Annotated in this window: 12 protein-coding genes; 11 read left to right on the top strand and 1 reads right to left on the bottom strand. The window is 39.7% G+C overall.

Annotated features, from left to right (window positions below; translation table 11 throughout):
* The first annotated feature begins 85 nt into the window (after positions 1–85).
* The gene (locus tag J2S25_RS13830) at positions 86–1,630 is read left to right on the top strand and encodes a lipopolysaccharide biosynthesis protein (RefSeq protein WP_307192173.1); all 1,545 of its coding nucleotides are present in this window, start codon (positions 86–88) and stop codon (positions 1,628–1,630) included.
* A gap of 52 nt (positions 1,631–1,682) precedes the next feature.
* On the opposite strand, the gene J2S25_RS13825 is transcribed toward J2S25_RS13830, so the two are convergent.
* The gene (locus tag J2S25_RS13825; protein ID WP_307192172.1) at positions 1,683–4,007 is read right to left on the bottom strand and encodes a right-handed parallel beta-helix repeat-containing protein; all 2,325 of its coding nucleotides are present in this window, start codon (positions 4,005–4,007) and stop codon (positions 1,683–1,685) included.
* 129 nt (positions 4,008–4,136) lie between these two features.
* Between J2S25_RS13825 and J2S25_RS13820 the strand changes: the two genes are divergently transcribed.
* From J2S25_RS13820 to J2S25_RS13775, 10 genes are all read left to right on the top strand, one after another.
* Positions 4,137–4,574 carry a VanZ family protein gene (locus J2S25_RS13820; protein ID WP_307192171.1) on the top strand — a complete coding sequence of 146 codons (438 nt, stop codon included), beginning with the start codon at positions 4,137–4,139 and terminating at the stop codon, positions 4,572–4,574.
* Positions 4,575–4,722: 148 nt separating this feature from the next.
* Positions 4,723–4,926: a hypothetical protein gene (locus J2S25_RS13815; RefSeq protein WP_044392130.1), complete on the top strand. Its 204-nt coding sequence runs from the start codon at positions 4,723–4,725 to the stop codon at positions 4,924–4,926.
* Positions 4,927–4,974: 48 nt separating this feature from the next.
* Positions 4,975–5,757 (top strand): hypothetical protein, encoded by a 783-nt coding sequence (locus tag J2S25_RS13810; protein ID WP_307192170.1) that lies wholly within the window; start codon positions 4,975–4,977, stop codon positions 5,755–5,757.
* A complete protein-coding gene (locus J2S25_RS13805) occupies positions 5,757–6,017 on the top strand; it encodes a PqqD family protein (protein WP_307192169.1) in 261 nt (86 codons plus the stop codon). The genes J2S25_RS13810 and J2S25_RS13805 overlap by 1 nt, the downstream gene beginning before the upstream one ends.
* A complete protein-coding gene (locus J2S25_RS13800) occupies positions 6,007–6,486 on the top strand; it encodes a S24/S26 family peptidase (protein WP_307192168.1) in 480 nt (159 codons plus the stop codon). The genes J2S25_RS13805 and J2S25_RS13800 overlap by 11 nt, the downstream gene beginning before the upstream one ends.
* The gene (locus J2S25_RS13795; RefSeq protein WP_307192167.1) at positions 6,462–8,258 is read left to right on the top strand and encodes an ABC transporter ATP-binding protein; all 1,797 of its coding nucleotides are present in this window, start codon (positions 6,462–6,464) and stop codon (positions 8,256–8,258) included. The genes J2S25_RS13800 and J2S25_RS13795 overlap by 25 nt, the downstream gene beginning before the upstream one ends.
* A gap of 15 nt (positions 8,259–8,273) precedes the next feature.
* Positions 8,274–9,272, top strand: coding sequence for a nucleotidyltransferase family protein (locus tag J2S25_RS13790; protein ID WP_307192166.1), 999 nt, complete (start codon positions 8,274–8,276; stop codon positions 9,270–9,272).
* Positions 9,273–9,318: 46 nt separating this feature from the next.
* On the top strand, positions 9,319–9,615 hold the full coding sequence (locus tag J2S25_RS13785) for a DUF5658 family protein (protein ID WP_044392125.1): 297 nt from the start codon (positions 9,319–9,321) through the stop codon (positions 9,613–9,615).
* Between the two features lie 134 nt (positions 9,616–9,749).
* Entirely contained in the window at positions 9,750–11,288 is a 1,539-nt protein-coding gene (locus tag J2S25_RS13780; RefSeq protein WP_307192165.1) for a SulP family inorganic anion transporter, read from the top strand.
* 174 nt (positions 11,289–11,462) lie between these two features.
* Positions 11,463–12,689: an ATP-binding protein gene (locus J2S25_RS13775; RefSeq protein WP_307192164.1), complete on the top strand. Its 1,227-nt coding sequence runs from the start codon at positions 11,463–11,465 to the stop codon at positions 12,687–12,689.
* Positions 12,690–12,871 lie beyond the last annotated feature (182 nt).

The raw sequence follows: 12,871 nt of genomic DNA, 5'->3' as shown, positions 1-12,871 counted from the left end.
TTCAATGGTTCAATTCAAAAAGCTAATCCGATTTTTACAATCGTAAGTTTACAGTTAAAGATCAGATAGAAAAGTGGAGAAGACAATGAGAGTAAAAAATTCCATGCTAAATATCGCCGCAGGCTTGGCTAACCAATTCATTATTACAGCACTCAGTTTTATCTCAAGAACTGTATTTATTTCGACTCTCGGGATTGAATATTTGGGTGTAAATGGCTTGTTCACGAATATACTTGCTATGCTGACTCTTGCTGAGGCAGGCCTTGGGGTAAGCATCATGTATAGTCTGTATAAACCAGTTGCCGAAAATGACCATCATCGAATCAACGTGTTAATGAAATTCTATCGCAATACCTATATGGTCATAGCTGCGGTCATTTTAGCATTAGGTCTTTTGATCATGCCATTCTTGGATCTCATTATAAAAGACACAAACGTGGAAGATATTCATCTCATCTATTTGATCTTCCTGTTAAATACTGTTGCCCCATATTTCTATGTTCATAAAAATTCTTTCTTAAACGTTTCGCAAAAAGGCTATATTGTAACGGGAATCTACTCGGTTTCTTCGATTATCTCAGTTTGTATAAAAATTGGAATCCTTCACTATACACAAAATTATCTTTTATATTTGATCATTGATAGCATCATCACGATAGGGAATTCCCTCCTATTAGCGGTAATCGTAAACCGGATGTATCCATATTTAAAAGCTAAGGTAAAAGATAAACTAGATCCGGAGACCAGGAAGCAAATTACCACCAATGTAAAAGCGATAGTGCTTCAAAACATTGGAAACTATTTCATTTTTGGGACAGATAATATTATTATTTCTTCTTTTGTCAGTGTTGCTGCCGTTGGCCTTTACTCAAACTATCAGATGTTAATTGAAATCTGTCGTACATTTGTAAATCAAGTATTTACTAATATTTATCATAGTATCGGAAATCTCGTGGCGAGTGAAAATGCCGATAAGGTATATACCATTTATAAAATTTATCGGCTGGTAAACTTCTGGCTGTATTCTTTCTTCACCATTTTTCTAGCGATCATACTAGAACCGTTTATCTCTATCTGGTTAGGTGCGGAATATTTATTAAATGGATCATTGCTGGCGGTATTATTGGTCATTTTTTTTGAGAGAGGGATGAGGAATTCCATTACAACGATGAAAACAACTGCTGGAATATTTCACGAAGATCGGTTCGCGCCACTCTTGCAGGCTGTCATTAATATAGGCTTTTCTATTATTTTGGTTCAGAACATAGGGATTATGGGTGTCTTTGCAGGTACATTAATAAGTGCGATAGCTGTTCCGTTTTGGACGACTCCATACCTAGTGTTCCAAAAGGTATTTAAAAAACCGTTGTGGATGTATTATAAAGTCTATATTGCCGATGTTTTTATTTTAATCGGTACGTATTTTATTACCGCTAAAGCAGCGGATTTAGTGCCGATAAATGGGTATCCCTCCTTCGTTGTTACCATATTTTTCTGTCTGGTCATTCCTAATATTATTTATGTCCTCCTCTTTCACAGAACCGCTGAATTTGCCTATTTAATGGGAGTAGCCAAGAATGTATTAGCAAAAATATTCGTAAGAAGGCTCAAATGGAATTATAAAGTATAGAAAGCAACATAAAAAATCTCACCCGAATAAGAATAAGGGTGAGTGGAAAAAGTCAGATTTTCGTTACGACAACCTGTGCCTTTTGCGGTTGGCTATCTTGTAATAAAATCGAATTAGAATCGACAACTTTTATTAACGGCTGAATCATAGTCTTTGTGTCTGAAAAAATTAATATAAAGGGATATTCTGTATTTAAATTGTGAACGACAAGCGTTTCTTCCTGTAAGGTAACTTCTGTTTTAAAGGTAGTTTGCGGATTATAATCCAGGAAGATTGCTGGATCTGGCTGTGGGAGCAAGATGTTTTGAAAGTCATTATCTGCAGAAATGAAAATTTCCATTGGTTTTATATGATTATAGTAATTTAGTTTAAGTGGGGACTCCCCTTTATAAACGAAGTTGTTCTTATAAAGTGAAATGGCAAAAACTTTGATTACAACCGGCTTATCATGATGAATTAAATAGGAGAAATCAGCATTGTCTATCTCAATCGAACAATTTCTTACTTCAATAAGAGCTTTTGGCTGATTCAAATCAGTTGCAAATAGATACTTGTTAGCGATAACTTTTAATTGACAATCTTCGAGAAGGATCTTTGCTATTTTGCCAGCTGTATTAATGTTTCCTGCTTTTATAATAGTATCTGTAAATATCGATCGAGTAATTTTAACATACCTTTCTTTTGTGGCAAGGATGAGATTAAATACAGTACTATTCAGGTATTCACAGTTGTCAATAAAAACACTTTCCCCTTGCGTTGTTCCATTTTGGGTCTGGAGGGAAATAGTAAGATTCTTAAATGTACAGCCATTTTGATGGTATATGCGCAAGACTAATTCTTTTGGAGAGGAAGATTCAATGATACAATCCTCTATACTATATGCTGTAATAAATGGAGTATTTGTAAGAGAAGAGTATTTGATTCGATTCTGTTTAAATACGCATTTTATCGGATCAATTCCTAAGTTCATACTCGGAACATCGACAAAATTATTATTAGTCACCGTCACCTGATAAGTATTATTCGCGAAAAAGGACATATTGCCGCCAGTAAAACTATTTTCTGAAATATTCACATATGCATTGGCGAAGTGGGAGGTCATCAATCCAATATTGGTTGTGCAATTGGATAGGACATTTCCTCGAATATTTGCAAATAGCAAGCTATATAGATTAATCCCGATGGAATCTATATTGTAAATATGATTGTTTTCAATCTGAATCGAGTAACAGCCTGCCAAAATTCCATGGTTGCTTCCATAGATGAGATTATTTCTGATGACACAATTGTCTCCAAAGGAATCCTCCTGATTGATGCCATATCTTGTCGGATCACTAAAAATCGGCTTTCCATCCAAAAAACTATTGCTGCCTTTGCCATTATCGCGAATGACATTGTGCTGAATAATATTATAGCTGCCTCCTAGAGAAATCCCACCCCTATGCCCATTGAAAACTTCATTGTATTCAACCAAATTATGATGAGGAATGGATCCGAATTTCAAGGTGATTTGCATATTTTTTGACGGATTTGCCTCATTAAAGAAAACCATCCGCATTTTTGCGGCGCCAACAGGAATAGAGATATCAGTATATATTCTCCGTTTCTTCAGTACCCCTATAAAGGTATTGTCAGCCCGGAAGAAGAACACGTCGACTTCTTTTGTCATTAATGCGGTTAGTCTCGAATATCCTGCCCCGGTAATAAGAAAAGTGGAAATATTCGTATCTTGAGGGATGGCAATGAATCCGGTCGTCAATGTGTTGGCAGCTGATATTACTTGTCCAGCTGCATAATCTAAATTGTTCTGACTTAGGTTTAGATTAAACTCGGCAAGTTCTCTAACAGCTGAGCTGGAAAAAGTGATATTATCCCCCATATAATCTCTGACAACGCAATTTTTGATCGAACTGTATTTGGTGCTCCTGTTGAAAACAACTCCATATGTGTGTTCCATCTTTCGTTCAGCGGCTACATTAGAAAAGCTTCGATCATCGCGGTCTCCAATAATTGTTCCGCCAATCAAGTGACTATTGTGAACATTGTCAAATTCAATACTATTTCCTTTAAAATTGTAATAGTCAGTTGTCGTTCTAGTATCAAATGGTGATTTTCTGTCAGAGTCATAGATAACCTTTAAAATAGAGCCGTTTAAGTCGAATGTCAGGTTGCTTACCATCTTTATGACCCGCGGAAAACATAAAGCATACTCCCCTTTAGGCAAAATTGCTTTAGAATATCCAGCCGTGCGAGCGTGCTCAAGTGCATGATTGATTCCGATAATATTAGAATCTGCCATTTGATAATCTGCATCTGTATAAGGCTTTGCAGGGATCCCTTGCGTAATATTCCAACGCTGTAATTCAATAATGTACAATTTACTCATCTCCTTTTTCCTAGTAATCTTGTTGAATTCTTTATAAAATATGACTATTGTTGCTCGATTGCTTGGACTTGCTGTAGGAAAAAAGACTATTTGTCGGATAATTGGGGAGGGACGTATCTTTTGAGCTTAAGAAGAATATTTTTTATTGGATGGACCATTGCTTATATGACTTTCATCTGGATTCAATCCAGTTACTTTGATCCTGAAAGCCTTGCTGCCATTACTAGCACTTTAAACCGATCCGTTTATTTGATAATCGGCACGAGCTTAGAGCTAGCCCATCTCTTTCAATTTGGATTGTTGTACTTATTTATCGTGATCGTCTTCCTCAGTTTCGGCCCGTTGAGAACCTGGCAAGAGCTTACTGCTGCGGCAATCGCATTGGCGTATGGAGTGATAGATGAAATACACCAGTTGTATGTTCCGTTCCGGTCTTTTTCGATAGCAGATCTAGTAAAGGATACCATTGGGATTGTCTTTTTTTGGTGGATGGTGCATCGAAGTTATTTTTCTACGAAGTGTTCAAAATTAGGGCACTGGTTAAAAAGGGTGACGTAAATGCTGAAATTTGTCGAAAATATATTCTTTAAAAAGAACAAAAGAAAGGTTACACTTAATAGAGAGTTAGGTAACAGCCAAGGTGCGTAAAATACGCGCTATTATTTTGACTTTATCGTTCTTTATAATGAACAAAGGAGGGTATTCAATGAAAAAGGAAAAAGCGAGCATAAGTCCATTGGTTTTGAGTCATCAACCAATTAAGTTTGAAACTGCCCATAGCTGGAATAAAGGGCGTGGTAATAAGAACCCAAAAGGTGATGGCGATCATGGAAATCACTATCCAAATGAACCTCGACCTGGCAAGCCAGGACCAGGACCATTCCCTGACAAGCCATGGAAAAATAAATGATCATCGTTTTTGCTCTATTAAATTAGTACGACATTGAGGGATTATCTGATGAATACTATTTTCGTGAAAATGGCAGCTCATAGTTTACGTATATCCGCTGATTGGAATACATTGGAAGGTCTTGCCGCGCAATTTCTTCCTGTCTTGAAAAGAAAAGAGGAAGATGTAGATATCCAGTTAACCATTTTGCCTGGATATGGAACGGTGTTTCAAAATTTCGATGTTCAGGTTGGAAAAGAGCCGAACAAAATCACCTTCAAACGAGCGGACTACCTAATAGAATCCAGCCCAGACTACACATCAGCTACCATCCAAGTTCATGACCAACTAGCTTTAAAGCATGCGTTAATGAATTTCTATAGCTCTTTTATCGTCTACCATAACTGGGGTCTATTAATTCATTCTTCCTGCGCAATTCAGAATGGCAGGGCCCACATCTTTGCCGGTCATTCCGGAGCAGGGAAGTCGACTGCTGCTAGGCTATCAGAACCACGGGCGCTATTATCGGATGAAGCCACTATTGTGAAGATCGCCGCGGATGGGATGGTTGTTTTCGATTCCCCTTTCCGCAGTGAGCTACAATCCACGGGGTATCAACAGCCAGCCCCGTTGGCAGGCATTCAGCTTCTGCACCAGTCTGAAAGAAACAGGCTGGAAAGGATGGGAGGGCCTGATGCGCTTGTTGCACTAATGGATAAGGTGTTTTACTGGAACGATGATCCGACTGAGACGCAGCGAATTATGGGCTTACTGCGGAATTTAGTAGAGAAGGTTCCTGTTTATGAACTGTATTTTCGCAAAGATCCTACATTTTGGGAGCTGATTTCCTAATGGTTCAATTTGTTCAAAAAAAGAATGTTGCTCAAACCGAAGTGGAGAATGAGTGGATCATTCTGGATACTGAGCAATATACGGTCACGAGGCTGAATGATCTTGGGGGATTCTGTTGGCAGAAGCTTAGGGAAGCCCAGACGGTGGATAGTCTGCACAAGGCAATTGACCTCGAATACGGGGTGGAATGCGAAAAAGATGAGATTGATCACTTTTTAGTGGATTTAACCAAATGCGGGCTGATTTGCCATGCTGTTTGATCAAGAAACGATTCTTTTTTTAAAGATGGCGATTGACAAAGATGGCTTTCTCGAATTGCCTGCTGATGGCAACAGCATGTTTCCGTTAATCGAGAGAGGGGATGTATGCAGATTTGTACCTTGCAGCCGTGCTTCTTTTCAGAGAGGAGACATTATTTTGTATCACACTGGTCAAGGGCAATTAATAGCCCATCGGTTCATTCGCCAGGTAGCAAACGATTGCCTTTTCAAAGGGGACACGAATCTGGAATATGACAAGGCCGTCCAATCTGAACAAATGATCGGAAAACTGACGTGTATTAAAAAACAAAGATGCGAAGTCTCCATGGATCATTCCTCGGTGAAACGATGGGGAAATTTGATTTTGGCCTTGCCTGCTTTGTCAGGACTGTTAAGGAAATACCTAAACGGGAAATCTTATTTTGCAGAAATGTGGAGTACGCTATGGCGAAAAGTAAACAGCTTATGAACCAGTATTTTTCACTCAAGGATATTCGTAAAACCTTTTCGATGTTGAAGCCGTTTTTTCAAAGGCATTGGAAGGCTTATTCGGCACTCCTTTTTTTATTATGTTTCGATATTTTGTTCACGATTGCGTTTGCCTGGTTTTTCGGAAGGATCACGGACGCAGCAATTCGCGGTGATTTCGAGGAGTTGAAGAGACTGATCCCGATCGGAATTGGCCTTACTGTTTTGAATATCATTGCGAATTTCTGTGATATTTATTTTGAAACAATTGCTTCTAACGGCTTGAAAAAGGATTTGAAAGAATATTTATTTAAGCATATTCTCAGCCTGCCTGCAGGTGTTGCCTCCAATCTTCGTTCCGGCGATCTTCTTTCTTATTTTACCAATGATATCCACAGCATTGATGGGGTTACTGGCAGCAGTTTGTTGAATCTAATTCGCCTGCCGCTCACCTATCTTGCCGTCCTTATTTATCTCTTCCAATTAAACTGGGTTTTATCGATGATCAGCATCGTGATCGGTCCAATTGCGATGGTCGCGGGAGCGGGATTTGGCTTGCTGCTGAAACGGAATGGGCGCAAGCTTCATAGTTTGATTGCTCAAATTAATAATACGTTAAGTGAAACATTCCAGGGCTTCCAAGTCATCCGTTCGTTCACGCTTGAAAAAAAGGTCTTTGAAAAGTTTACTCGCGAAAACGATGCTTATTTTAAATTGGAACTTGAAAATGCAAAGCTGCAGGGCTGGTATTATTCCGGAGGGTACTTAATCAGTTCTGGCGTTTTTCTGACCTGTCTGTCGCTCGGTGCTTATTTTGTCTACCAAAAAGAAATGTCGATTGGCTCATTACTGACGTTTACCAATCTTGTTGGCTATCTTGTTTATCCGCTGACTGGATTAGCAGGACAATGGGCCGGCTTCCAAAGGTCGATTACAGCGATCGATAGGGTCATTGAGTTGGTTGAAAAACCAGTAGCATCATTGGACTTGCCAACCCATATACCGGTGAAACGCAAGCCGAAATCGATCGAATTTCAAAGGCTAACTTTTAGTTATGACGAAAATAAACAGATTTTTTCAAACTTAAGCCTGCAAATTCCACCAGGAAAAATGATCGCACTAGTAGGTCCGAGCGGAGCGGGGAAAACGACGTTGTTCCATCTGCTTCAAGGTGTTTATCAGCCGCAATCAGGAAAAATTTTGATCGATGGAATTCCAACAGAAGAAATGACCCTGTCAGAATTAAGAAGTACGATTGCTCATGTGCCGCAGGAGACATTTTTATTTGCGGGATCCATCCGTGAAAATCTAACGTTAGCGAGAGAGGGAATTTCGGAGGCAGAAATGATCGAGGCTGCAAAACAGGCCTGCATTCATGACTATATCATGAGCCTCCCTCAAGGATATGATTCGGAAATTGGGGAACGTGGCATGAAACTGTCCGGCGGTCAAAAGCAGCGAATCGCAATTGCAAGAGCGATCTTAAAGGATGCCCCGATCCTGCTCCTCGATGAAGCGACATCTGCCTTGGATAGCAATACGGAATCAATCGTCAAACAAGCACTCGCGCAATTAATGAGGGGAAGAACAACGATCGTGATTGCCCACAGATTATCGACCATCCAAAACGCAGACGAAATTATCGTGCTCGATGAAGGGGAAGTAATCCAGACAGGCACCCATGAACAGCTGATTGCCGAAAATGGTCTTTATCGGAAGTTGAATGGCACAGAACCGAACCAAAAGAAATCTCTGTATCTTGTATCAAAGTGATGGGAGTGGTGAAAAATGACGAATCAATTGGTAGCAGCGCTATATACAAAAGAGACGGGGTTGCCGAAAGCTGAAGCCTATTACAAACAGCTCTTACTTGATCGGCAAATCACTTCCATTGCTCCTCAAATGTATCATTCTTTGAAGGAAAAAGGCAGGTTAGAGCAAGTACCAGACTTTTTTAGCCACTATCTAAAAGAGCAGTATTTTCAAACCATGCAGCTGAATGTCTTTGTAAAACACGAAACAATGCAACTTCTCGATGCATTTGAAGAACGCGGGATGGAAGTTATTCCTTTGAAGGGTGTTTGTTTTGCTGAAGACTATTTCGGAAGCCTCGGTGCAAGGAAAACATCAGATATAGATTTGCTCGTGAAGCACGGCCACATTGATGCAGCTGTAAAATTAGCAAATCAACTAGGTTTTACAGGGGAAGAAGCGAAGATTCCCGGTCATTTTCATTACAGTTACAGCAAGAAGCTTCCTTGGTCAGAGATCCCTCTCGTTGTTGAACTGCATTGGGATTTACTGAAGGAGTCGACGGCGCAGCTTGCGATCGAAGAATTTTGGCAGGCATCAGAGCCATTAGGACAGTACTCTTCTGTGAAAAAGTTATCCAGTCTCCATGTATTTTACATGATTGTTCTGCACGGATGGCGCCACAATCTTGACTCTCGAAAATATTATTTGGATATCATTCAACTGCTTCACTTTTTACAAGATGACTTAGACTTTGAACAATTGATAAATATGTCGGAAAAGCACAAAACAAGAAAACGGCTGGTCCGAACGCTTTCCGCCGTGTATCAAGAGTTTCCTTTTCTCCATCAGCTCAAGCCTTTTCCATATCAATCTTCACGGAAATACCTGGAATTTACCTCGAAACAGGATGGCAGCAATTTTTACAAGAAATATACCGATTACGTCGATTACCAATTCTTTAGCTATGATACTCCGAGCGATACGGTGAAGGAAATAATGGCAATCCTTCTTCCAAGCAGGAAAAAGTGTTAGCAGCAAGGTTGGATGGGAATAATAAAGGGAAAAGGGGGTGAGCCGTGTGGTCCTGTTATTCTATTATCTTGCTCTTCTAAACCTCGCCGATGCAGCCTTGACAGTTGCCGGAGTGGAAAGCTCGCGAATAACAGAAGCAAATCCTTTAATGGAGACGCTCTATGTCAATGATATCGGGCTCTTCCTTGCGCTAAAAGTTCTTCTTTCTGTGGCGTTAGTATTGTTTGTACTATATAAAAAAGTTCCGCAATCAAAGTTCGTTAAGGGTCTGACTATGCTTGCAGCAGTTAGTTATACAACCGTCATTGGCTTGCATAGCTTATGGCTGGTCCAGCTTGCTTGACCAGTCAGCTCTTCCGTTCCCTCCTCGTATTGCTCCGTAAAAAATTCATTTCTTTTCTCAGTTTCCATATTCATTATCCGGGAAAAGGCGTATAATTTTTCTCATAAATGGATAGGAAAGAAGGCGTATTGTGGATGTTTCAGACGCTCAAGCGTGAACTGTTAGCCGGGATTACGGTTTCGGTTGTGGCGCTGCCGTTGGCACTGGCTTTTGGGATGCAGGCAACGGGCAATTCTGATGGTGCGATCATTGGATTGTATGGCGCAATCATCACTGGGTTCTTTGCGGCTTTATTTGGCGGGACGAAGAGCCAGGTTACAGGTCCGACTGGGCCGATTACGATTATTTTTACAGGAATTGTTGCGACACAGGGGCTGGAGTATGCCTTCATTGCTGCATTCATGGGCGGACTGTTTCAAATTGTCTTTGGGTTGCTGAAGGCAGGAAATTATTTAAAATTCATTCCGTTGCAGGTGGTCAGCGGCTTTATGAACGGGATTGCGATTATCATTATTATCGGACAGCTGCAGTATGTGACTGGCAGTTTTTTGGTCGTCATTTTAACGATTCTTTTCATGCTTGTGGCGATGAGATGGATTAAGGCGATTCCACCCAGCCTGATGGCGCTAATTTTAGGGACAGTTGCTGTGGTTCTTTTGGAAAAAGTGTTGCCGGCGATTCATTTCACACTTCCATTCCTCCATGATGTAATTTTCTTTGACAGTGTTGAAAGAATAGGAGAAATCCCTAAAGGACTGCCGCAATTCCACTTTCCTGCAGCCGATCTCTCAACGATGATTCAGCTGATTCCGGCGGCTTTAAGCATTGCAATCCTTGGTTCGATAGACTCGCTGCTAACGTCTGTCGTCATGGACAATATGACGGGAACAAAGCATAAGAGCAACAAGGAATTGATTGGGCAGGGGATTGGCAACACGCTAGCTGGAATGTTTGGGGCAATGCCAGGTGCTGGTGCTACTGTTCGCTCAGTTGTTAATTTGCGCAGCGGTGGACAAACAGCTATGTCAGCGATGGTGCATAGTGTTACCTTGCTGCTTTTCATGCTTGTGTTCGGGCAGCTAGCGGCGGAGATTCCGCTGGCGGTACTTGCTGGAATCCTGATCATGACAGGAATTACGATGTTTGATTACGACAGCTTGAAGATTTTAAAGGATGAACCAAAAACCGACGCTGCCATCATGCTGGTAACGATGATCCTAACTGTAGCGATTGATCTGATGGTTGCAGTCGGCGTCGGCATCGTGATGAGTGCACTCATCTTCATGAAGCGGATGAGTGAAGAAGGTTTTAAAATAAATCATATATCGGAAAGCGGATTGAAAATATATAATCTCGAAGGCCCGCTTTACTTTGGAGCCACAGAATTAATAGCGAAAACGATCAGTTCGGATAACAGTCCAGACATAGCGATAGCGATCGAAAAAGTAACCATTGTCGACGCTTCTGGTGCCTTGCTGCTACTGCAATTAAAGGATCAATTAAAAGAGCGAGGACAGAGCCTATATCTTGTCGGCAATGACCTTGACCTCGGCGGAATTCTAAGAAAGATGAATGTATTCCACGAATTTGGCACAACTGGCCATTTTGAAACACTGGAAGAGTTAATTACTTATCTGAAGTTTCATCAAAAATTAGGTACCGAGCCTGAATAATCTCAGGCCCGATTTCTTTCTAAACCCTTTCGTTTCTAAGTTTCTCTTTATTTGGTATAATATGAAAGTTACTACATAAAAGGAAAATAAGTTGACAATCAGACATAAAGCAACAAAAGATGACACATCCTGCTATAATAAGGCTATCAAGACATCAGGCTTAAGGAGACCCGCATGAACCCGTTTAAAAAAAATTCAGCTTTAGTATATGAAGAAGTAAAAGCAGTAAAGTTCTTTTTGTGGACTTTTTATATTATCTTAGTGCCTTATGATTTCACCGTTTATTATATATATCCATATTTCAACAATGTAAAGACAGGGTTGCCATATGGAGGGCTGGGGTTTTATTTTCATTTGCTGTTGTTTGCTGTGCTTCCTTTTGCCATTTACATAATTAAAAAAGGCCATCCTGAAATAGTAAAATATATATATTTCGTTGCATTTATCATATTGGACACTATCAATAATATGTTAATTTATTGGGGTACCAATCGAGAGTTCAATAGTGGCCATATTCTTGAAGTATATTTCATTTTATTTTCTCCTATGTTTGTCAATAAGAGGTTCTTTTGGATCATTACGTTGGGCTTTTCAATAAAGTATTTAACAGTTGGTTTGATTTATCAATCCGCTAAGGTCCTATTTGCGTTAGGATTGATCCTATTTATCGGAATCATTGCTTGGATTTTACTTACTCGATTTCAATCCTATATCAATGCTATTACGTTAATGTATGAGGATATGAGGCAAAAAGAAAAGTTGGCGGTTATAGGCCAAATGGCAACGGCGATTGCTCATGAGATTAAAAATCCGTTATCATCTTTAAAGGGCTTCACCCAATTGCAGCAGGAAAAGGATAAGGATGATGAACAATATTATCCGATTATGCTAAACGAAATTGATCGGATAAATGCGATCGTTAATGACTTATTAATTTTAGGAAAACCGAACACAGCGGTTAAAGTGGCTAAGAAACTGCTGGATATTATCGACTATGTCATTTCAGTGGTGGATCCCCATGCTCAAAGAAAAGATATACATATACAGAATGAGACAGACAGCTCTATTATGCTATTATGTGACGAAAATCAGATGAAGCAGGTATTTATCAACTTAATTAAAAATGCGATAGAAGCAATGCCTAATGGAGGAAACCTTACGATAGACTCCAGAATTAAGGATGATCAGGCGGTTATTTTGATCAAGGATGAAGGATGCGGGATCCCTCCTGAGAAACTTGTTAAATTAGGGGAACCTTTTTATACAACAAAGCAAAACGGGAACGGTCTTGGCCTAATGGTCACAAAAAAAATCATTGAAGAACATGAAGGTACTTTTGCCATTGAAAGTCAGTTAAAAAAAGGAACGCATGTTACTATCTCTTTACCAATCGCTAAATAACGAGAATACTTTTACAAAAATAAAACATTAAATAAACCCAAAGGACTATTTAACTAAATAGTCCTTTGGGTTTATAATGGAGAAAAATGTCGAATTTTGACGTTTCAAAATGAGTCAAAATACTTATTTTCTTATTATTTTCGTTAAAACTATAAATATTGCAGGAATAATGGCGATATGAA

This window comes from Mesobacillus stamsii (assembly GCF_030814065.1).
GTDB lineage: Bacteria > Bacillota > Bacilli > Bacillales > Cytobacillaceae > Mesobacillus > Mesobacillus stamsii.
This window is presented reverse-complemented; position numbering and strand designations above follow the sequence as displayed.